The following is a 22,684-nucleotide window of genomic DNA, read 5'->3' as shown; positions in this document are numbered from 1 at the left end:
GCTACTCCGGTCCGCGCTCGGTGATCGAGAATCGCCGCAACGCGAGGCTCGGGTTGGCGGTGCGCACCTTGCTCAGATACGCCAGGTCGATCGCGGCGGTCAGCACGCCCGGCTCGTCGCCGAGTTCGGCGAGCACCGCACCGGCCGGGCCCACGATCATCGACGCGCCCGCCCCGCGCGGAGCGGCCTGATCGGCAGCGGCGACGTACATCGTGTTCTCGATCGCACGCGCCCGCACCAGTGTGGTCCACTGGTCGACCTTGGCCGGACCGGGGATCCACTGGGCGGGCAGCAGCAGCACTTGCGCGCCCGCCGCCGCGACCCGGCGCACGCCCTCCGGGAAGCGGAGGTCGAAACAAGTTTGCATGCCGAATGTCACATCGCCGACCGAGAAGATCGCCGGAGCCTCGATCGCACCCGGCTCGACGACGTCGGATTCGAGGTGCCCGAAGGCGTCGTAGAGGTGGACCTTCCGATAGCGGGTGACGAGGGATCCGTCGGGGCCGAGCACGACCAGAGTGTTGCGGATGCGGTCGCCGCCCGGCGCGACCTGCTCCACCGTTCCGGCGACCAGGAACACGCCGAACTCGCGCGCGATCGCCCCGAGGCCGGTGACGAATGGGCCGGTCAGCGGCTCGGCGACGGCGACGACCCGCTCGTCGAGCCGGGTCACGGCAAACATCGAGTATTCCGGTGCGACGACCACGCGCGCACCACGCTCTCGGGCCGTGCGGACGTGCTCGCGCATCGTCGCGAGGTTGGCCGCAGGGTCGGTCGCGGGGGCGAACTGGACGACCGCCACGTCCAGCTGATCCGGCGTCGCATCCCGATGCGCGGGCGAGTTGTCCAGTTGCATAGGTCTCACCGTATTGGGGCGGTGGCCGGGACGACCAGCACGAGGCAGTAAACTCCTGGTCAATGAGCACCAATGAGGTCGACAGCGTTTCTGGCGACAACGACAGGGACACCGACGGCCCGTCTTTCGCCGATCTGGGGATCGATGACCGCATCCTCGCGGCCATCGCCGACGTCGGTTACGAATCGCCGTCGCCTATTCAGGCTGCGACGATTCCCCCGTTGCTCTCCGGCGCCGACGTCGTCGGTCTCGCGCAGACCGGCACCGGCAAGACCGCCGCGTTCGCGATCCCGATCCTGATGGGGCTCGAAGCCACCGGCCGCACTCCGCGCGCCCTCGTGCTCGCCCCGACCCGCGAGCTCGCGATCCAGGTCGCCGAGGCGTTCGGCCGCTACGCGGCGCACATCCCAGGCCTGCACGTGCTGCCCATCTACGGCGGGCAGAGCTACGGAGTGCAGCTGTCGGGCCTGCGCCGCGGCGCGCACGTCGTGGTCGGCACGCCCGGCCGGGTGATCGATCACCTGGAGAAGGGCACGCTCGACCTGTCGCAGCTGCAGTACCTGGTGCTCGACGAGGCCGACGAGATGCTCAAGATGGGCTTCCAGGAAGACGTCGAGCGCATCCTCGCCGACACTCCGTCGGACAAGCAGGTGGCGCTGTTCTCCGCGACCATGCCCGCCGCGATCCGCAAGATCTCCAAGCAGTACCTGCACGATCCGGTGGAGATCACGGTCAAGGCCAAGACCTCGACGGCCACCAACATCAGCCAGCGCTGGGTGCTGGTCTCGCATCAGCGCAAGCTGGACGCGCTCACCCGGGTGCTCGAGGTGGAGTCGTTCGAGGCGATGATCATCTTCGTCCGCACCAAGCAGGCCACCGAGGAGCTCGCCGAGAAGCTGCGCGCCAGGGGCTTCTCCGCCGCCGCGATCAACGGCGACATCGCGCAGAACCAGCGCGAGCGCACCATCGGCCAGCTCAAGTCCGGCGCCTTGGACATTCTGGTCGCCACCGACGTGGCCGCGCGCGGGCTGGACGTGGACCGCATCTCGCACGTGGTCAACTACGACATCCCGCACGACACCGAGTCCTATGTGCACCGCATCGGCCGCACCGGCCGGGCCGGGCGCAGCGGCGAGGCGCTGCTGTTCGTCGCGCCGCGCGAGCGGCATCTGCTCAAGTCGATCGAGCGGGCCACCCGCCACCCGCTGACCGAGATGCAGCTGCCCAGCGTGGAGGACGTCAACGCCCAGCGCGTCACGAAGTTCGGCGACGCCATCACCGAGAACCTCACCTCGGCGAACCTGCCGTTGTTCCGCAAGCTGATCGAGGACTACGAGCGCGAGCACAACATCCCGCTGGCCGACATCGCCGCGGCGCTGGCGGTGGGCTCCTACGACGGCGACAACTTCTTCATGGAGCCCGAGCCGGAGCCGGTGGAGCGCCCGCAGCGCGACCGGACCCCGCGCGAGCGGCCCGCCCGGCGCTTCGACGAGCCGGTCGGCGGTTCCCACCACCGCGCCACCGGGACCGAGCTGGCCACCTACCGGATCAGCGTGGGCAAGCGGCATCGCGTGGTGCCCGGCGCGATCGTCGGCGCCATCGCCAACGAAGGCGGCCTGCGCCGCAGCGATTTCGGGCACATCAGCATCCGTCCCGACCACAGCCTGGTGGAACTGCCCGCCCAGCTGCCCGAGGAGACGCTGGAGGCGTTGCGGCGCACCCGAATCAGCGGTGTGCTCATCCAGTTGCAATTGGATCAGGGCCCGCCGCAGCAGCGCACGTTCAGCCGCGGCCAGCGCCGGGAGCGCGAAGGCGGCAAGCGGCCGGAGCGCCGTAAGCCGCGGTCCTGAGCCGGGGAGGGTAGGCCGAGGTCAGGCGCGCTAGCTACAGTGTTGCGGTCCGTGTGTAATTCGGCGCACGCCGGCAGCGGGTGTCCCGCGAAGACACAGGAGGGCCGCGTTTGTTCGTGTTCGGTGATCGTGTCGTCTGCACCACCGTCGATCTCGTCCGCGCGGCGCACTGCGAGTTCGCGCTGCTGCGCGCCCTCGACGCCGAACTCGGCACCATCCCGGCCGAACCTCGAAGCGCCGCACCGGGAACCGAGCCCCGGCCGGGAATCGACGACGTCCGGCAACGCCTGCTCGACGACTACCGCGCGCGGTTCGGCGGCGCGGTGGTCGAGATCGACCGCCCGCCGGACGACCCGAGCCACCCCGGCCGGTATGTCGCGGCGCTGACCACCACGCACGCCGGCACGGTCACCGCCTTGCGCTCCGGCGCCCACGTGGTGCACGGCGCGGCCTTCTTCGACGGCCGATTCCACTGCGGCGCCGACTTCCTGGTGCGGGCGGAGCATCGGGTGCGCTACACCGTGCACGGGATCGCGCCCACCACCGCCGACCGGGTCGCCGCCGCGCTCGAACTCGCCGCCTGCGCCGACGCCCTCGACCGCTCGGGCGCGCTCACCGCGCCGCTGGTCCGGCTGCATCGGGGCGCGGAGAGCAGCGCTCAGGCGCTGAGCGAGCTGCTTCCGTTGTACCGGGCGCGCAGGCGGCGGGTGGAGCGCATCGTGGACGAGAAGCTCGGCGAACTGCTGCCCGTGCAGTGGGGCGATCCCCGCTATCTCGCCTGCGGCCGCTGCCGGATCTGCACCGAAGCCCTGTCCGCCGCGCGTGACCTGCTGCTCGTGGCAGGCATGCCGTCCGCCGCCCGCGCCCGGCTGCGCGAAGCGGGGGTGACCACCATCGACCGGCTGGCCACCACCGACAGCGCGGTGCCCGGCGTGCCGCCGCGGACGGTATCCGCGTTGCGCCGCCAAGCGGAAATCCAGCTGCGGCGCGAAGTTTCGGGAACGCCCAGCCACGCTCTGCTCGACGCGGCCGCGCTCGGGGCACTGCCCCCGCCGTCGCCCGGTGACCTCTCGCTCACCATCGCGGGCGGCGGTCGCACTCCGCTCGTCGTGGAAGTCGGCGGCCCGGACACGGTGCATCTCTCGCTGCGCGGGCCGATCGGCTCGAGCGAACCCCGCCGCGCCGCCGCCGCGGAGCGCCGCGTGCTCGAGCAGGTGCTGGACTATCTGACCCAGCGCCGCCGCATCTATCCGGACCTGCACGTCTACCACTACTCCGCCGCGGTGCGCACGGCGCTGCTGCGCTGCACCGGACGACACGGCGTCAACGAGGAACTGGTGGACGAACTGCTGCGCGAAGGCGTTCTGGTCGATCTGTATCCGATCGTGCGCGGCGCGCTGCTCGTCGGTGAGTCCTCCTACCGGCTCAGCGGGCTGCGCCGACTGCTTCCCGGCTCGGCGGATACCTCCGCCGAACACGACTGCCGCACCGTGCTGCGGTTGCGTGATTGGCTGCTCGATCGTGCGGCCGAGCAGCCGCTCGCCACGCGGCCCATGCCCGCGGCCGGGTACACCCCGGCGATCCCCGGCGAGGCCGCGCCGCCGCCGTCGTCGCGGCCGTCATCGTTGGAGGCCGCGCTCGCGGAATACGCCGCCGCGCAGGGGGATTCGCTGCATCCGGCGGCGATGACGGCGGCGGCGCTCGGTTACCACCGCCGCGAACGGCAACCGCTGTGGTGGGCGCACGCCGACCGGCTCAGTCACCCGGTGGACGAATGGGCCGACGCGCCGGGGGTTCTGGTCGCCGACTGGGGCACGGTCGACACCAAGTGGCATCGCCGCCCCGATCGCCCGGCGATGCGCCGCTATCTGACCCTCACCGGCCGGATCGGCACCGGTACCAGCGGCGCGCCGGGCGCGAGCGCGCTCACCCCGGGCACCACCGTCTACACCTTCTACGACCAGCCTATGCCGGCCGGCATGGTCACCGCCGCGGGCCGGCGGGCCACCGCCACGGCCACGGTGCTGGGCTGCTCGGTGGACGCCGAATTCGACGACACCGTCCGGCTGGAGGAATTACTGCCCGAAGGGTGCGAGCCCTACGACGAACTGCCCTCGGCGATCGCGCCCGGCCTGCCGGAGTGGGACGAGAACGCCGAACTGGCGATCGAGCTCGCGGCGCAGCAGTTGCTGATGACCTTGCCGGACACACCCCGGGCGGCCGTCTTCGACATCCTGGCGCGCCGCGCGCCCCGGCTGCGCGGCGACGCCCGGTTGCCCGAGGTGCACGGCGACTACGCCGCGGCGATCACGGCCGCGCTGTGCGCCCTCGACGACTCCTACGTCGCCGTGCAGGGCCCGCCGGGCACCGGGAAGACCGCGACCGCGGCCCGGGTGCTGGAGCGGCTCATCACCCGGAACAAGTGGCGGATCGGGGTTGTCGCGCACGACTCTTCCACCGTGGAGAATCTGCTCGACGCGGTCGTGCGGGCGGGCGTGCTGCCGGAACTGGTGGCCAAGAAGGACGCGGCGACGGTCGCCCCGGAATGGGTGGTGATCGATGCCGCCCGCTACCCGCGATTCCTGGACAACGCGATCAGCGGGTGCGTCCTCGGCGGCGTCCCGGCCGACTTCGCGGACGAGAATCTGGTGCCGCGCGCGGGCCTGGACCTGCTCGTGATCGCCGACGCGGGCCGCTTCCCCCTGGCCGAGGCCGTGTCCGTCGCGGCGAGCGCGCGAAACCTCTTGCTGCTCGGCGACCCGGTGGCGTCGAGCGCGCGCGGCGCCCACCCCGCCCCGGTCGGCGAATCGGTGCTCGGCTGGCTGGCCGAGGGACGCCAGACCTTGCCCATCGAACGCGGCTACTTCCTGGACCGCACCTGGCGGATGCACCCGGCGGTCTGCGAACCGGTCTCCCGCCTGTATTACGACGGCCGCCTGCGCGCCAACGAGACCGTCACGCTGGCCCGGCGGCTGGACGGCGAGCAGCCCGGAGTGGACACCGTCCTGGTGGACCATTACGGCAACGCCACCGAGTCGCCCGCGGAGGCGCGCGAGGTGGTGCGCCGGGTCCGCGCCCTGCTCGGCATGTCCTGGACGATCGGCGCGACCACGCGCAGATTGCACCCGCACGACCTCTTCGTGGTCGCGCCGTACGCCGCTCAGGTGGGGCGCATCCGGACGCTGCTGGCCCGCGCCAAGATCGAGGACGTCCTGGTGGGCACCCCGGATCGCTTCCGCGGCCGGGAGGCGGCGGTGGTGCTGCTGTCGATGACGACCTCCAGCCCCGCCGACGCCCCCTACGGCATGCCGTCGCTGCTGTCGCGCGGTGTGGTCCACGCACTGTGCCGCGCCATGTGGAAGGCGATCGTCATCCGCTCACCGCTGCTCACCGAATATCTGCCCGCGACCACGGACGAACTCGCCGATCTCGGTGCGTTCCTGCGGCTGACCGATGCCGGTCAACCGAAGCAGACGCCCTCACCGCGATAGGTCGGCACGCCGACGCGGGAGCCGTCCTCGTCGACCAGGTGCACGGCGTCGAACCGTTCGCACAATTCACCGGCCTTCGCGTGCCGGAACCACACCCGGTCGCCGATCCGGAGTTCCGCGCCGCCCGACAGGGGGGTCTGCACTTCACCCGCGCCCTCGGTGCCGAGCAGCTTCAACCCGCGCGGCCACACCGGCTTGGGTACCCGTGACGCTCCGGTGGGACCGGAGGCGATGTAACCGCCCGCGAAGACGGTGGCGATATCGGAGGCGGGCCTGCGCAGCACGGGCATCGCGAAGTACAGCGCGGGGCGCGGCGTGAACGACCGGTAGCCGTCGAACAGCGTCGGCACGTATAGCCCCGACCCCGCGGTCACCTCGGTGACGTCCGGATCGGAGACGCTGACCTCGATGGATCCGCTGCCGCCGCTGTTGACGATCTCCAGCTTGCCGGTCACCGACCGGACCGCGTCGAGCACCTCGGCCCTGCGCTTGCGGATCTCCGCCGCGGATGCCCGCTTCACCAGGCGCACCGCGAGATTGGTGTCCGGCAGTCCCGCGATCTGCGCCTCGTAGGTCATCAAGCCCGCCACGTCGAACCCACGCCGCAGCGCCTCGCCGGCCAGGGTGGCGGCCTGCTGCGGCGTACGCAGCGGAGAACGGCGCACACCGAGATGCAGCGGGCCGATGCGCAGGGAGGCGTCCACGTCCAGGCAGACCCGGGGCCGCACCCGGTCGGTGCCGGCCGCGGCGCGGATCAGATCGAGTTGCGCGGCATCGTCGATCATGAGCGTGATCGATCGCAGCGCGATGTCGTCGGCGGCCAGTTGCGCCAGCGCCGCGCGGTCCACACTGGGATATCCGAGCAGCACGTCGCGCGCCCCGTGGCGCACGAGCCAGAGGGCCTCACGCAGGGAGTAGGACATGATGCCCGCGAAACCGCCCGAGGCGGTGAGTTCGGCGCCGAGGACTTCGGCGAGCACGGCGCGGCAGCGCACGGATTTGCTGGCCACGCGCACGGAGGTGCCTGCGGCGCGCCGTACCAGGTCGGCGGCGTTGGCGCGGACCGTGGACAGGTCGAGGGCGGCCAGCGGCGGATCCAGGTCGGCGGTGGCGGCGTGCAGCCCCGCGATCGGCGACGTCTCGGTCACCAGGACAACTCAACCACCAAGTTGGTCAAACGTCCAGTATTTGTCAGATCTCCGCGGCCTTGGCGGCCAGTCCGCTGACCATCTCGTCGAGTACCACCAGCATGGTCTCGTCGTTGCAATCGGCCAGCCAGCGCAGGACCGTGCCCTGCACGATCGACACGACGTTGCAGGCGATCGCCTCCACCGGCTCCAGCCACTGCGTCCCCGACCGCTCGGCGCACAGCTTCAGGAACGCGGTGACCTCCGCGTCCTTCTCACGGTAGAACTCCGTCGCGATCGGATCAGGAAAGCAACCGCCCCTGACCTCCCAGCGCGCGCGCAGCGCCTGCAAGGTCATCTCGTAGGACCTGATCTGCTTGCCCGGAGTGGCCTTGACCAGCGGCCAGTAGGCACTGACCCCGGCGTGCAGCAACACCCGCAGCGCGCGCAGGCCCTTGTAGTCGAGCGTGGCGGCCGCCGCTTCGACAGCGTCCGTGACGGCAGGTCGAAGCCGGATTTCTGTTATCACTTCTCCACGTGCGCTCAACGACGACTCCCTCGGCGAAAGAACTCGCGCACCTCCGTTGGCGCGACTCGCTGAACAGGGCGGGCAACATCGGGAAACACCTCGGCTGCCCGGTCCAACGTTCACCAATGGTAGAGCGTTTTCGGGGTTTGAGAACGGGTTCGATGGGTAATTCCAGACTGGAAGAATGTTTTGTTACCCAACCGGGACCGGTATGCGATCAGCCCGTGTCGGCCGGAAATCCCGCTATGACGGTGGATCTCGGCGACACCCCGTCGCCCTGCAGACCATGGACAACGGTACGGTCCCGGTGGGCGGCGACCCAAATCCTGTGGCAAATCCCACAGTGAAACCGCGCAAATCGGTCAGCCTATGGTGCGGGGTTCGATCCGCTATCGACACCTTTTCGTTCCGCGCGGCGGATAGCCTGAATCGGTGACTCTCTCGCCCCCCGCCGATCAGTACTTCCTCTCCGGCACGTTCAACTTCCGCGACACCGGCGGGCTGCGCACCGACGACGGCGCCAAGGTCCGCCCCGGCGTCCTGCTCCGATCGGCCCAGCTCAGCGGCCTCGACGACGCAGGCCACGCCGCGCTGCGCGAACTGGGCGTCAGCGCCGTCCACGACCTGCGCGGACAGCGCGAGATCGACCACATCGGCGCCGACCGGCTGCCTTCGGACGTCCGGCTGACCATCACGCCGTTCGACTCCAGGATGGCCGAAGCGCCGCCGCACGAGGCAACCGCCCAGACCGCGTACACGCACATGCTCGAGGTCTACCGGATGTTCCCGGCGCTGCCGGAGGCGCACGCCGCCATCGCTTCGCTCGCCGAGTCCGTCCTGCGCGGCGATGGCGCCGTGCTGGTGCACTGCGCGGCGGGCAAGGACCGCACCGGCTGGGCTGTCGCCACACTGCTGCGCGCGGTCGGCGTCACCGAGGCCGACGTGCAGGCCGACTACCTGCTCAGCAACGGGGCCGTCCCCGCGCTGCGCGCCCTCATGACGACGAAACTGCTCGGCGGCGAGGAACTCTCGATCGATCTGCTCGGGGTGCGTGACGAATACCTGGACATCGCGACCGCATCGATGCGCGAGCTGCACGGCGACCTGAACGGCTATTTCACCACCATCGGGCTGACGCCCGATCTCCGCGCGCGATTGCGCGATCGAATGCTGGAGTGAGAGCGCGTCATCCGGCGTGTACCGCGCCCCTGCGTACCAAGCCGTCGGCGTCGATCGTCACCTGATCGCCGGTGTGGAACCACGTTCCGGTGAACCGCGCCGCGGTCGTGGTGGGATCGTTCCAGTAGCGCGGCGTGACATTCGGTCCGCGACAGAGCAATTCGCCGTGCCCCGCCCGCGCCTGCGGGCCCCACAGCGCCAATTCGGTTCCGCCGAACGGGAACCCGAGCACCGCGGCCGCGTCGGGTGAATCCACCTGCTCGGCGTCGTCCACCGCCAGCCCGATACCGCTGGTCTCGGTCGCACCCCACACCGACCACTGCCGGGCAGCGGGGAACACGCCGCGCAGTCCGGCCGTCAGCTCGACCGGAGCGACCGGGGACGCGGCGCGTTCGGCCCGATGACCGGCTTTGCTGATCCGCGCGATGCCCTCGGTGCACAGCCCCTCGGCGCGCAGTTCCGCGAGTTCGGGCAGCAAGCCCGCGAAGATCCGCGGGGTCGCGGAGACCATGTCGACCCGCTCGGCCGTGATGGCCTCGGCCATGCCGCGTGAATCGCGGGTGAGGACCACCGTGCCGCCGACGGCGAAGGTCGGCAACAGCTGGTCCACGCAGCCGCTGGCGTGCGCCAACGGCAGCAGCACCAGGTTGCGCAGGCCGTCGGTCGGCAGGTCCAGCGCCGCGACCACGGAGCGCACGGCGGACAGCAGATTCTCGTTGGTCAGCTCCACGCCTTTGGGCGTGCACGTCCCGCTCGTGTAGGACAGCAGCGCCAGGTCACCCAGCGCCGCGCCGTCATCGATGTAGGCGGCGCCGTCGGGCAGCTCGGCCTCGGCGCCCGGACGGCCGAGCACGAAATCGGCACGGCTGTCGGCGATCACGCGCTCGGCCACCGCCTCGGGCAGCCCGTCGTGCACCAGCACCGGCACCGCGCCGCTGAGCAGAGCGCCGAGGAAGGCCTGCACCCACCGGGCGCCGGAGGGCATGTGGACGGCGACCCGGTCGCCGTATCCGATGCCGTGCTCCTGCAGGCCGCCCGCGATCCGAGAGGCCGAATGCCACAGCTCACGGTAGGTCAGACGCGGGCCGCCGACCTCCACCACGGCCTCGCGGGCACCGAAGGCGTGCACTTGCAGATCGAGGAGTTCGGTCAGCGCGGGTGTGAGGTTTCCGTAACGCAGCACTCCGTCGGCACCCCGGGCTAGCGGGTTGTCCCAGACGTGCGGGCCGGTGAGGGGATATTCGACGAGCAACTGCGACATTCGTCCTCCGCGTGCCTCGAGGTATCAGGCACTGCGACTATATGACGCATGTCACAACTTCGCTGGAATAGGCGATGAACGTGTCCCAGCTGTCACCGGCCCGCGTAGCGCGCTTTCCCCGGCCCCTGCTCGAGGAAACTGCGCACCCCGCCCTTCAGATCCTCGGTGTCGAACAGCGCTCCGGACACCTCGGGCGTCACCGAATCCGCGTGCGCCACACCGCCGGAACGCCAGGCCTCGATGATCTTCTTGGTCGCCGCATTGGCCTTCGTCGGCCCATCGGCCAGCCGGCCGGTCAGCGCTCGCGCCGCGGCGTCGAGGTCTTCGTGCACCGCGTTGACCACGCCCCACTCCGCCATGGTCGCGGCGTCGTAGAGGTCGCCGGTCATCACGAACTCGCGGGCCCGGCCCGAGCCCGCGCGTTCGGCCAGACGCTGCGGCCCGCCCATCGAGGGGGTCAGCCCGACCACGATCTCCACCAACCCGAACCTGGCCTTCGGCGCCGCGAGCAGGATGTCGCAGGCGAGAGCGATCTCGAAGGCGGCGGTGAGGGTCAACCCGTGCGCGGCGAACACCACCGGGCAGGGCAGCGCCTCCAGCGGATGGATGATCTGCGCGAACAAGGTGCGCCACAGTTCGGCGCCCTGCTCCGGGGTCAGCCCCTCGAAGACGTGCACGTCGACGCCGCCGGACACCACCTTGCCCTCGGCGCGCAGCAGCAGGGCACGCGGCGGCCGCGCGGACAGCTCGGCGACGTCGGCGATCAGCGCGTCCAGCATCGACCGATCGAAGAGGTTGAGCGGCGGGTGGGCGAGCGTGAGGGTCGCCACCTCCGCGCCCCCGTCGGTGAAGTCGCGTTCCAGGCGGGTGGCCTTCGTTTCACTCATCCGGTCAGCGTACGAGGTCGATCTGGAAGACTGTCGATGTGACCAAGTCGGCCAGCAAAACCGGTTCCTACGTCGAGCCCGGCGAGTTCAAGAGGGACACCAACTACATCACCACCCGGATCACGGCCGACGGCCGCGACGGCTACCCGGTCGAGCCGGGGCGCTACCGGCTGGTCGCGGCCCGCGCCTGCCCGTGGGCCAACCGGACGCTGATCGTGCGCCGTCTGCTCGGGCTGGAGCCGGTGCTCTCGCTCGGCCTGTGCGGGCCCACGCACGACAAGCTCAGCTGGACCTTCGATCTGGATCCAGGTGGCGTCGACCCGGTGCTCGGCATCCCCCGGCTGCGCGACGCCTACCTGGCCCGGTTCCCGGACTACCCGCGAGGCATCACCGTGCCCGCCGTCGTGGACGTGCCCACCGGACAGGTCGTCACCAACGACTACGCGCAGATCACCCTCGACTTCTCCACCGAGTGGACCGCGCACCACCGCCCCGGCGCGCCGCAGCTGTACCCCGAGCCGCTGCGCGCGGAGATCGACGAGGTGAACCTCGCGGTATTCCGTGACGTCAACAACGGCGTCTACCGCTGCGGGTTCGCCGGGGCGCAGGACGCCTACGACGCCGCCTACGACCGGCTCTTCCGCCGCCTGGACTGGTTGTCCGAACGCCTTGCCGCGCAACGGTATCTGGTCGGCGACACGATCACCGAGGCCGATGTCCGGCTGTTCACCACGCTGGTCCGGTTCGACGCGGTGTACCACGGCCACTTCAAGTGCAACCGCTCCAAGCTCTCCGAGATGCCGGTGCTGTGGGCGTACACGCGCGATCTGTACCAGACCCCCGGCTTCGGCGACACCATCGACTTCGGGCAGATCAAGACGCACTACTACGTCGTGCACCGGGACATCAACCCGACCGGGATAGTTCCCAAGGGCCCCGATCTGTCCAACTGGCTGACCCCGCACGGCCGGGAGGCGCTCGGCGGCAGGCCGTTCGGCGACGGAACCCCGCCGCCCCCTCCGCCGTTGGGCGAACGCGTGCCCGCGATCCACACCCCCGAGTAGCAGCCCACCCGTCCGGGTCGAAAGCGAGGCAGCCGCCGGTGGAACCGATGCGGCTGGGTACTTCGTTGTCATGACGAGCTGACGGCAACCGGTGCCATACAGTTCTACCCAGCAGACCGGAAGAGGAGGATGCCGCCGATGCTCAAAGGCGCGTTCGAGAAGACGGTGGTCGAGCTGCTCGACACCGGGTCCCGCCTGCAGGCCCCCGCGGTCGCCAAGTACGTGGACCGAATCCGCCGCTCCCATCCGGAGGAAAGCCCAGCGCAGATCATCGACCGGCTGGAGAAGCAGTACCTGCTCGCGGTGACCGGCAGCGGCAGCGCGGTCGGCGCGACCGCGGCCTTCCCCGGCGTCGGCACCGTCGCGGCCATCGCGGCGGTGAGCGCGGAGACCACCTTCTTCATGGAGGCCTCCGCGGTGTTCACCCTGGCGGTGGCCTCGGTGCACGGCATCACCCCGGAGGACCAGGAGCAACGCAGGGCGCTGGTGCTCGCGGTGGTGCTGGGCGAGAGCGGCATGCAGATCGTGCAGAAGAGTGTCGGCAGTTCCGCGAAGAACTGGGGCAGCGCCTTCGCCAACCGCATCCCCGGTCTGTCGAGCATGAACGACTCGCTGCTGAAGCGGTTCATCGTCCGGTTCATCACCAAGCGCGCCGCCCTGATGGCGGGCAAGGTGCTGCCCGCGGGCATCGGCGCCGTGATCGGCGGCGCGGGTAACCGGGCGCTGGGCAAGGCCACGATCACCAACGCGCGCAAGGCATTCGGGCCGCCGCCCGCCACCTGGCCCGGACACCTGATCATCGACGCCGAGCCGCTCACCGCGATCGATCCGGCGAAGCCGCACCCTCCGGCCACGCCGCGATGAGCGGAACGCGGCCGATCGCGTTCGCGGTCCGTGGCCTGACCAAGCGGTACGAGCTGGCGACCGCCCTGACCGACGTCAGCTTCACCGTTCCCTCCGGCACCGTCGCCGCGCTGGTCGGTCCGCGCGGCGCGGGCAAGACCACGATCCTGCGGGTGCTGCTCGGACTGCTCGTCCCCACTACCGGAACCGCGTCCGTCGGCGGGCCCGGTTCCCGGCGGGACGGCGCGGGCTCCGCGGGTGTGATCGGCGGCGTGCTCGCGCCACGCGGACTGCATCCGGCCCGTACCGCCCGAGATCACCTCTGGATCTACGCCGCCGCGGCGCGCGTCGCCGACAGCCGGGTGACCGAGGTACTCGAGCTGGTGGGCCTGGACGACCACGCCTCGACGAAGATCGGCGCGCTGTCGATCGGGCAGCACACCAGGCTGGCCCTGGCCACCGCGCTGCTCGGCGACCCCCCGCTGCTGGTGCTGGACGAGCCGATGGAGGGGCTGGACGCCGCCGAACGCGGGTGGCTGCAGGACTTCCTGCGCAGGCATACCCTGCGCGGCGGTAGCGTCCTGCTGACCAGCGAGAGTCTCGGCGCGGTACTGCCCGCCGCGGATCAGCTCGTCGTGCTGAACGAGGGCGCGGTGGTCTACCAGGGGACGCCTGCGCGGCTGCGGCGCGGGCATCCGGACCGGCTGGTCGTCGCCGCGTCCACCCCGATCGCGCTGGCCACCATGCTCGCGGCACAGGGCTTCACCGATGCGGTGATCCGGCCGGACGGTCGCCTCGCCGTCGCCGAGGCGACCGAAGCGCAGATCAGGACGGCGGCCGCGGCGGCGCAGGTGCGGATCGACAGCATCGTGCCCGACCCGATCCATCCCGACCGCGTTCTGGCGTCGCTGACCAAACCCAGCGCCGCGCCCGCACCGCACTATCCGGGCCTCGCCGCGCCCGCCGCCCAGCCACCCTCGCCGATGCCCTACGGAATCCCACGATGATCGCCATCCTGCCCGCGGACCTGGTGCCGAACGTCAACTCCGAGGTGCGCAAGGTCGTCACGATGCCGCGCGGCCGCACGCTCGCCGCCGCGCTGCTCGGCGTGGCGCTGTTCGCGAGCCTCGTGTCGGCGAGCCTGGCCGGGCCGCCGGATCCGCGCGGCCAGCCGGCCACGGGCGCGGCGACGATCGGGCTCTACGTCGGCCTCGCACTGCTCGTGCTGGCGGCCGCCGTCTTCGGCGCCGTGGGCACCGGCGCGGAATACCGGTACCAGAGCATGCCGGTGACCGCGCTGTTCACCGCCGACCGTGACCGGCTCGTCGCCGCGAAATTCCTGGTCACCGGGTGTTGTGCGCTGGCGGCGGCGGTCGCGCTGGAACTGGTGTCGGCGGCAGCCCTGTTCGGCGTCGGACGTGACAAGATCGCCGTCACCGGCGAATTGTTCGCGGTGCTCGGCGGCGGACTGCTGGCCGCGGTCTGCTGGTCGCTGATCGGCGCGAGCGCGGGCATCCTGCTGCGATCCTCGACCAGGGCGGTGCCGCTGCTGCTCGGCTGGATCGTGCTCGCCGAACCCTTGATCTGGCTGATCGCGCGCGGCCTCGGCATCCCGGGCGTGGTCACCGTGCTGCCGGTCTCCGCCACCGTCGGCACGGTGGCGGTCGGCTCCTACTCCGACAGCGAGGTGCTGGCCCCCACACCGGCCGCGGTCGTGGTGCTGTTGCTGTGGACCATCGGCCTGGGCGCCGCGAGCTGGTGGAGTCTGCGCACCCGCGACCTGTGATCCGAGCCCGGTAGGGAACAACGGCTTGTCGGTCGGTGTCGGTACCGTCGATGACGAGAACGGTACGACCGAGGGGGCGAGCGCACGACGTGGACGGGGGAGCCGAACCGGGCTGGATACGCAGGCTGTGGGCCGAATGCCTACCGCATCGGACGGTGCTGGCCGGGCTCGCGGCGGCGGTGCTCGGCGGAGCGATCGTCGAGACCGCCGGACCACTCTTGACCAAACGTGCCGTGGACGCGGCGGGGATCGGTGACACGGCGGCGATCAGCGCCGTCGCCTGGCTGATCCTCGTAGTGGCGGTCAGCCGGTCCGCGGCCGGTTTCGGGCGGCGCTGGCTGGCCGGGCGGCTGTCCTTGGACGTGCAGCACGCACTGCGGGTGCACCTGCTCGGCGCGCTGCAGCGGCTGGACGGCGTCGGCCAGGACACCCTGCGCACCGGGCAGGTGGTGTCGCGCTCGATCACCGACCTCCAGCTGGTCCAAGGCCTGCTGGCGATGGTGCCGCTGTCCGGCATGGCGCTGCTGGAATTCGGTCTCGCCGCCGCGGTCATGATCTGGCTGTCCCCGCCGCTGGCCGCCGTCGCGTTGCTGGTGGTGCCCGCGATCGGCGTGGTGGTCTATCGCATGCGGCCGCGCCTACACGCGGCTACTTGGTCGGCGCAGCAGCGCGCCGCCGATCTCGCCCAGCACGTCGAGGAGACGGTCACCGGCGTGCGGGTGGTCAAGGGCTTCGGCCAGGAAGCGCGGATGGTCGATCTGCTGGAGCGGCACGGTCGCAAGCTGTTCGCGGAGCGGATGCGCGCGGCGCGGATCGATGCCGGGTTCGCGCCGACCGTCGCGACGATCCCGCAGGTCGGAATGGTCGCGGTGATCGCGCTCGGCGGCCTGCTCGCGCTGCACGGCAGCATCGGCATCGGCACCTTCGTCGCGTTCGCCGCCTACGTCGCGGTGATGACCGGCACCGCGCGGATCCTCTCCTCGGTGATCGTCATGGCCCAGCTGACCAGGGCGGCGGCCGAGCGGGTGTTCCAAGTGATCGACACCGCGCCGGTGATCGCCGAGCCCGAGCGCCCGGCGGAGCTGCCGGACGGACCGCTCGGCATCGAGATCGATGCCCTGACGTTCGGATTCGATCCCGACCGTCCCGTGCTGCGCGAACTGGATTTGCGCGTGCGGCCCGGCGAGACGGTGGCGGTCATCGGCCCGGCGGGTTCGGGCAAGTCCACGCTCGCCCTGCTGCTCCCCCGGTTCTACGCACCAGACGCGGGCAGTATCCGGCTGTTCACCGACGGACCGGCGCACGCGGGCGCGAGGGACGCGTTCGCCGCGCGCGCGAGTTCGCCCACCGGCACCGGGACCGGGACCGCCGGAACCACGAGCGTCGACATCGCCGACGTGCGCGCCGCCGACCTGCGCTCCGCGATCGGCGTCGTCTTCGACGATCCGTTCCTGTTCTCCGACACCATCGCGGCCAATATCGCACTCGGACGGCCGGATGCCACCGACGAGGAGATCAGGCAGGCCGCCGTCCAGGCCGCGGCCGACGAATTCATCGCCGAGCTTCCCGACGGTTACGACACGGTGGTCGGCGAGCGCGGCCTCACTCTCTCCGGCGGGCAGCGGCAGCGGATCGCGCTGGCCAGGACGCTGCTGGCCCGCCCGCGCATCCTGGTGCTCGACGACGCCACCTCCGCGGTGGACGCGGTGACCGAGGCCGCGATCTTCGACGCGCTGCCCGACCGCGGCGGACGCACGACGCTGATCCTCGCGCACCGGGAATCCACCCTCGCTCACGCCGACCGCGTGATCCGGTTGCCGGGCCCGGCCGGGCACGTCCTGCCCGAGCCGGATTCGGTCGCGGCCCCGGCCGTCAACGGGCGAGCACTCGACGGTGCGGCCGGTCGCCGCTTCGGCAGCGCGGCGGCCGATATCAGCGAGACACCCGAGCTGCGCCGGACCATCGAGCTGCTTCCACCCGCCACCGAGCAACCGGGCATGGACGCGGAGCGGCTGCGCGAACCGGATCCGCGTTTCCGCCTCGCCCGTCTGCTGCGTGCCGTCCGCGGGCTCGTGCTGACCGTGATGGCGCTGCTGGCCGCGGACGCGGCCATCGCGATCGCCTTCCCGCCGCTGGTGCGCTACGCGATCGATGACGGCGTGCTCGGCGACCACGCCACGGCGCTGGTCCGCGCCGCGCTGCTCGGCGCGGTGCTGGCCGCGGCGGGCTGGGCGGTCGGCGCGGCCACCACGCTGCTCACCGCGCGCACAGGGGAACGGGTGCTGTTCGCCCTGCGCGTCCGCAGCTTCGCGCACCTGCAACGGCTCGGCCTGGACTACTACGAACGCGAGCTGTCCGGGCGGATCATGACGCGGATGACCACCGATGTCGACGCGCTGTCGACCTTCCTGCAGACCGGGGTCGCCACCACCCTGGTCGGCCTGCTGACGCTGGTCGGCATCACGGTCGCGTTGCTGGTCATCGACGTGTCGCTGGCTCTCGTGGTGCTGGCGACGGTACCCGCCCTGCTGATCGCGACGGTGCTGTTCCGGCGGGTTTCCTCCACCGCCTACACCGTGTCGCGCGAGCACGTGTCCGCGGTCAACGCCGACTTCCAGGAGAACGTCACCGGCTTGCGGGCGGTGCAGGCCAACCGGCACGAACCACGCGCCGCCCGTCGTTTCGCCGAGTACTCGCAGCGCTACCGCAACAGCCGGTTGCGCGCACAGCGGGCGATCGCGCTGTACTTCGCGTTCGTCGTCGGATGGGCCGACGTGGCGTTGGCGGCGGTGGTGTTCTTCGGTGCGCGCGGCGTAGCCTCCGGCGCGACCAGCGCGGGAACGCTGATCGCTTTCGTGCTGTATCTGGAGCTGCTGTTCGTGCCGATTCTGCAGCTGTCCCAGGTCTTCGACGGCTACCAGCAGGCCAGGGTCGGCCTGCGCCGGATCGGGGACCTGCTGCGCACGCCCTCCTCGATCGCCGCCGATCCGGCCGACCCGGTACCCATCGGACCGGGGCTGCGCGGCGAAGTTGCGTTCGACGACGTGCGCTTCCACTACCCGGGCAGTCGTGTTCCGGCGCTGGACGGCGTCTCGTTGCACATTCCGGCGGGGTCCACCCTCGCCCTGGTCGGACCGACCGGCGCGGGCAAGTCGACCGTGGTCAAGTTGCTGGCGCGGCTGTACGACCTGCCGCCGGATCCCGGCGGTCTCGCGCGTCCGCGCGTGGCCGAGCCCACGGTGGCGAAGAACAGAGGCCCGGTGGTCGCGCACGAGCCCGGCGCTATCCGGGTGGACGGCGCCGATGTGCGCGACTACCGCCTCGCTGACTATCGCGCGCGGCTTGGCATCGTCCCCCAGGAAGCTCACCTGTTCACCGGGGACGTGGCGAGCAACATTGCATTCGGGAAACCATTCGCCACCCCGGAGGAGGTCGCCGCGGCGGCCGCGGCGGTGGGTGCGACGGAGATGATCGCCGCGCTCCCGCTCGGGATGAACCAGCCGGTCGGCGAGCGCGGCCGCGGCCTTTCGGCCGGGCAGCGGCAATTGATCGCGCTCGCCCGCGCCGAACTGGTCGCTCCGGACTTGCTGCTGCTCGACGAGGCCACCGCGACGCTCGACCCGGACACCGAGGCGTCGGTGCTGGCAGCGAGCCGATCGCTGAGCCGGGACCGCACCACGGTGATCGTCGCGCACCGGCTCGGCACGGCCGCGCGCGCCGACCGGATCGCCGTGGTCGACCATGGGCGAATCGTGGAATTCGGCCCGCACACCGAGCTGCTCGCGGCGGGTGGACCGTATGCCCGCCTATGGGCAGCGGCCCGGGCGTCGGAGGGAATATTCTCAGGTGACGACGGGTCGTCACCAATAGGTTCGGGGGTGTCGGGTGGTCAGTGAATCGGCCGATTCGCTGCTGGGCCTATCCTCAGATAGGGCGCATCGGCGCGCAATCCGCTGATCCCCGTGCCGGGCACGTCACAAACGTCGCAGCGCGAAGAACGAAAAGAGGCGAACACCTGCTGTGAGCAGCTCAACTTCCCAGTTCGGACAGAACCAGTGGTTAGTCGACGAGATGTATCAGAAGTTCAAACAGGATCCATCCTCGGTCGACGAGAGCTGGCACGAGTTCCTGGCCGACTACACGCCTGACACGAGTGGCGACTCCGGCAACAACCAGCCCGCCTCCGCGCCCGCGCAGACCGCCGCTCCCGCACCGGCTCCAGCGGCCGCCAAGCCCGCCGAAGCCAAGCGCAACGACGCCAAGCCCGCCACCCCCGCGGCTCCGAAGGCGCCCGCCCCGGCCGCCGCCAAGCCCGCACCGGCCGCCGCCAAGCCGGCCGCGGTGACCACGCGCGCTCCCCAGACCACCCCGGCGCCCACGTCGAACGCCGCGCCGACCTCCGGCCCGAAGCAGGCCGACACCGCCGCCGACGAGTCCAAGGTGCTGCGCGGCGCCGCCGCCGCGGTGGCGAAGAACATGGCCGCCTCGCTGAGCATCCCCACCGCGACCAGTGTGCGCGCCATCCCGGCCAAGCTGATGATCGACAACCGCTTGGTCATCAACAACCACCTCGCCCGCACCCGGGGCGGCAAGATCTCCTTCACCCACCTGCTCGGCTACGCCATCGTGCAGGCGGTCAAGGCCTTCCCGAACCTGAACCGGCACTACGCCGAGATCGACGGCAAGCCGAACGCGGTCACCCCCGCCCACACCAACCTCGGCCTCGCCATCGACCTGCCGGGCAAGGACGGCAGCCGGTCGCTGGTCGTCGCGGCCATCAAGGGCTGCGAGGCGATGACCTTCGGGCAGTTCCACACCGCTTACGAGGACATCGTCCGCCGCGCCCGCGACGGCAAGCTCACCGCCGAGGACTTCTCCGGCGTCACCATCTCGCTGACCAACCCGGGCACCATCGGCACCGTGCACTCGGTGCCGCGCCTGATGAACGGTCAGGGCGCGATCATCGGCGCCGGCGCGATGGAGTACCCCGCCGAGTTCCAGGGCATGAGCGACGAGCGCATCGCCGATCTGGGCGTCGGCAAGCTGATGACGCTCACCTCCACCTACGACCACCGCATCATCCAGGGCGCGGAGTCGGGCGACTTCCTGCGCACCATCCACCAGCTGCTGATCGCCGACGAGTTCTACGACGAGATCTTCCACGGTCTCGGCGTGCCGTACGAGCCGGTCCGCTGGCGCAAGGACGTCCGCGAGCGCGGCGTCGACAAGAGCGCGCGCGTGCTGGAGATGATCGCGGCCTACCGCAACCGCGGCCACCTGATGGCCGACACCGATCCCCTGCGCCTGGTCAAGGACAAGTTCCGCAGCCACCCGGACCTGGACGTCACCCAGCACGGCCTGACCCTCTGGGACCTGGACCGCACGTTCAACGTGGCGGGCTTCCACGGCCAGGAGCGGATGAAGCTGCGCGACGTGCTGTCGGTCCTGCGCGACGCCTACTGCCGTCACGTCGGTGTGGAGTACACCCACATCCTGGACGTGGAGCAGCTGCGCTGGATCCAGGATCGGGTCGAGCAGAAGCACGCGAAACCGACGGTCGCGCAGCAGAAGTACATCCTGAACCGGCTCAACGCGGCAGAGGCGTTCGAGACCTTCCTGCAGACCAAGTACGTCGGGCAGAAGCGCTTCTCGCTGGAGGGCGCCGAGGCCGTCATCCCGATGATGGACGCGGTCATCGACCAGTGCGCCGAGCACAGCCTCGACGAGGTCATCATCGGCATGCCGCACCGCGGCCGGCTCAACGTGCTGGCCAACATCGTGGGCAAGCCCTACTCGAAGATCTTCACCGAGTTCGAGGGCAACATGAACCCGGCCGCCACCCACGGCTCCGGCGACGTGAAGTACCACCTCGGCGCGCAGGGCACCTACCTGCAGATGTTCGGCGACAACGAGATCGAGGTCTCGCTCACCGCCAACCCCTCGCACCTGGAGGCGGTCGACCCGGTCCTCGAGGGCCTGGTCCGCGCCAAGCAGGACCTGCTGGACAAGGGCGACGGCCCGGAGGGCTTCTCGGTCGTGCCGCTCATGCTGCACGGCGATGCCGCGTTCGCCGGTCAGGGCGTGGTCGCGGAGACGCTGAATTTGGGCGGCCTGCGCGGCTACCGGGTCGGCGGCACGATCCACATCGTGGTGAACAACCAGATCGGCTTCACCACCGCGCCGGAGAACAGCCGCTCCACCGAGTACTCCACCGACATCGCGAAGTTCATCGGCGCGCCGATCTTCCACGTCAACGGCGACGACCCGGAGGCGTGCGACTGGGTGGCGCGCCTGGCGGTCGACTTCCGGCAGAAGTTCCGCAAGGACGTCGTGATCGACATGATCTGCTACCGCCGTCGCGGCCACAACGAGGGCGACGACCCGTCGATGACCCAGCCGTACATGTACGACGTCATCGACACCAAGCGCTCGGTCCGCAAGGCGTACACCGAGAGTCTGATCGGCCGTGGCGACATCTCGCTGAAAGAGGCCGAGGACGCGCTGCGCGACTACCAGGGCCAGCTGGAGCGGGTGTTCAACGAGGTCCGCGAGCTGGAGAAATACTCGCCGGAGCCGAGCGAGTCGGTCGAGGGCGACCAGCCGGTGCCCGCGTCCGTCGTCACGGCGGTGGACAAATCCATCCTGCAGCGCATCGGCGATGCGTTCCTCAACGTCCCCGACGGCTTCAATGTGCACCCGCGCGTCAAGCCGGTGCTGGAGAAGCGCCGCGAGATGGCCTACGAGGGCAAGGTCGACTGGGCCTTCGCCGAGCTCCTCGCCTTCGGCACGCTGATCGACGAGGGGCGCGCGGTGCGCCTGACCGGTCAGGACTCCCGCCGCGGCACCTTCACCCAGCGCCACGCGGTGATCATCGACCGCAAGACCGCCGACGAGTACACCCCGCTGCACAACATCGGCAGCGAGAACCCGGGCTGGTTCGCCGTGCACGACTCCGCGCTGAGCGAGTTCGCCGCCGTCGGCTTCGAATATGGTTACTCGCTGGGCAACCCCAACGCGCTGGTGTTGTGGGAGGCGCAGTTCGGTGACTTCGTCAACGGCGCGCAGTCGATCATCGACGAGTTCATCTCCTCCGGTGAGGCCAAGTGGGGCCAGCTTTCCGACGTCGTGCTGCTGCTGCCGCACGGCCACGAGGGCCAGGGCCCGGACCACACCTCCGGCCGCATCGAACGCTTCCTGCAGCTGTGCGCGGAAGGATCGATGACCGTCGCGGTGCCGTCCACCCCGGCCAACTACTTCCACCTGCTGCGCCGCCACGCACTCGACGGCATCCGCCGCCCGCTGATCGTCTTCACCCCGAAGTCGATGCTGCGCAACAAGGCCGTGGTCTCGGACCTGAAGGACTTCACCGAGAGCAAGTTCCGCTCGGTCTTCAACGAGCCGGCCTACGAGCAGGGCATCGGCGACCGCAGCAAGGTCAAGCGCGTCCTGCTGACCAGCGGCAAGCTCTACTACGAACTCGCCGCCGAAAAGGCCAAGCAGAAGCGTGAAGACGTGGCGATCGTGCGGATCGAGCAGCTCTACCCGCTGCCCGTCCGCCGCCTGAACGAGGCGCTGGAGGGCTACCCCAACGCCACCGATCTGGCGTGGGTCCAAGAGGAACCGGCCAACCAGGGCGCCTGGCCCTTCTTCGGCCTCAACCTCCCCGAAACCCTCCCCGCCCGCTTCGCCAACACGAAGCTGCGCCGCATCTCCCGCCGAGCCATGTCGGCCCCGTCCTCGGGGTCGAGCAAGGTCCACGCGGTGGAACAGGCGGAGATCATCGCGGAGTCGTTCGAGCCGACTGCGTAGTC

The 22,684-nt window shown here is 70.6% G+C and carries 14 protein-coding genes; 9 read left to right on the top strand and 5 right to left on the bottom strand.

What is annotated here, in order from left to right; genetic code table 11:
- Window position 1: 1 nt before the first annotated feature.
- Window positions 2-856, bottom strand: coding sequence for a carbon-nitrogen hydrolase family protein (locus tag NNI01S_RS22175; RefSeq protein ID WP_063022057.1), 855 nt, complete (start codon window positions 854-856; stop codon window positions 2-4).
- Between the two features lie 62 nt (window positions 857-918).
- Here NNI01S_RS22175 and NNI01S_RS22170 point away from each other — a divergent pair, with 62 nt between their 5' ends.
- Entirely contained in the window at window positions 919-2,706 is a 1,788-nt protein-coding gene (locus tag NNI01S_RS22170) for a DEAD/DEAH box helicase (RefSeq protein WP_063022056.1), read from the top strand.
- Between the two features lie 116 nt (window positions 2,707-2,822).
- Entirely contained in the window at window positions 2,823-6,197 is a 3,375-nt protein-coding gene (locus tag NNI01S_RS22165) for an AAA domain-containing protein (RefSeq protein WP_245676324.1), read from the top strand.
- Here the strand turns inward: NNI01S_RS22165 and NNI01S_RS22160 are convergent.
- Both NNI01S_RS22160 and NNI01S_RS22155 read right to left on the bottom strand, forming a co-directional pair.
- Window positions 6,167-7,345, bottom strand: a complete 1,179-nt coding sequence (locus tag NNI01S_RS22160; RefSeq protein WP_063022055.1) for an alanine racemase — start codon at window positions 7,343-7,345, stop codon at window positions 6,167-6,169. The two genes, NNI01S_RS22165 and NNI01S_RS22160, sit on opposite strands and share 31 nt — an antisense overlap.
- Window positions 7,346-7,388: 43 nt before the next feature.
- Window positions 7,389-7,871 carry a hypothetical protein gene (locus tag NNI01S_RS22155; RefSeq protein WP_063022054.1) on the bottom strand — a complete coding sequence of 161 codons (483 nt, stop codon included), beginning with the start codon at window positions 7,869-7,871 and terminating at the stop codon, window positions 7,389-7,391.
- A gap of 414 nt (window positions 7,872-8,285) precedes the next feature.
- On the opposite strand from NNI01S_RS22155, the gene NNI01S_RS22150 reads away from it, so the two are divergent.
- Entirely contained in the window at window positions 8,286-9,032 is a 747-nt protein-coding gene (locus NNI01S_RS22150; protein ID WP_063022053.1) for a tyrosine-protein phosphatase, read from the top strand.
- A 7-nt stretch (window positions 9,033-9,039) separates the two neighbouring features.
- Here NNI01S_RS22150 and NNI01S_RS22145 read toward each other — a convergent pair whose 3' ends face one another.
- Together NNI01S_RS22145 and NNI01S_RS22140 are read right to left on the bottom strand one after the other, a co-directional pair.
- Window positions 9,040-10,293: a class I adenylate-forming enzyme family protein gene (locus NNI01S_RS22145; RefSeq protein WP_063022052.1), complete on the bottom strand. Its 1,254-nt coding sequence runs from the start codon at window positions 10,291-10,293 to the stop codon at window positions 9,040-9,042.
- 92 nt (window positions 10,294-10,385) lie between these two features.
- On the bottom strand, window positions 10,386-11,180 hold the full coding sequence (locus tag NNI01S_RS22140) for an enoyl-CoA hydratase/isomerase family protein (RefSeq protein WP_063022051.1): 795 nt from the start codon (window positions 11,178-11,180) through the stop codon (window positions 10,386-10,388).
- Window positions 11,181-11,218: 38 nt separating this feature from the next.
- Between NNI01S_RS22140 and NNI01S_RS22135 the strand changes: the two genes are divergently transcribed.
- The 6 genes from NNI01S_RS22135 to NNI01S_RS22110 all read left to right on the top strand — a co-directional run bounded on the left by NNI01S_RS22135 (window position 11,219) and on the right by NNI01S_RS22110 (window position 22,682).
- Entirely contained in the window at window positions 11,219-12,244 is a 1,026-nt protein-coding gene (locus NNI01S_RS22135; protein ID WP_063022050.1) for a glutathione S-transferase family protein, read from the top strand.
- A 138-nt stretch (window positions 12,245-12,382) separates the two neighbouring features.
- On the top strand, window positions 12,383-13,108 hold the full coding sequence (locus NNI01S_RS22130) for a hypothetical protein (protein ID WP_063022156.1): 726 nt from the start codon (window positions 12,383-12,385) through the stop codon (window positions 13,106-13,108).
- On the top strand, window positions 13,105-14,094 hold the full coding sequence (locus NNI01S_RS22125) for an ABC transporter ATP-binding protein (protein WP_063022049.1): 990 nt from the start codon (window positions 13,105-13,107) through the stop codon (window positions 14,092-14,094). Before NNI01S_RS22130 ends, NNI01S_RS22125 begins: the two co-directional genes overlap by 4 nt.
- Window positions 14,091-14,873: an ABC transporter permease gene (locus NNI01S_RS22120; protein ID WP_063022048.1), complete on the top strand. Its 783-nt coding sequence runs from the start codon at window positions 14,091-14,093 to the stop codon at window positions 14,871-14,873. The genes NNI01S_RS22125 and NNI01S_RS22120 overlap by 4 nt, the downstream gene beginning before the upstream one ends.
- A 50-nt stretch (window positions 14,874-14,923) precedes the next feature.
- The gene (locus NNI01S_RS22115) at window positions 14,924-18,769 is read left to right on the top strand and encodes an ABC transporter ATP-binding protein (protein ID WP_063022047.1); all 3,846 of its coding nucleotides are present in this window, start codon (window positions 14,924-14,926) and stop codon (window positions 18,767-18,769) included.
- A gap of 124 nt (window positions 18,770-18,893) precedes the next feature.
- Window positions 18,894-22,682 carry a multifunctional oxoglutarate decarboxylase/oxoglutarate dehydrogenase thiamine pyrophosphate-binding subunit/dihydrolipoyllysine-residue succinyltransferase subunit gene (locus tag NNI01S_RS22110; protein WP_084489166.1) on the top strand — a complete coding sequence of 1,263 codons (3,789 nt, stop codon included), beginning with the start codon at window positions 18,894-18,896 and terminating at the stop codon, window positions 22,680-22,682.
- Window positions 22,683-22,684 lie beyond the last annotated feature (2 nt).

This window comes from Nocardia niwae NBRC 108934 = DSM 45340 (assembly GCF_001613465.1).
GTDB classification, from domain to species: domain Bacteria; phylum Actinomycetota; class Actinomycetes; order Mycobacteriales; family Mycobacteriaceae; genus Nocardia; species Nocardia niwae.
The sequence above is the reverse complement of the archived record's forward strand: the minus strand, read 5'-3'. Positions and strand labels throughout refer to the sequence as shown.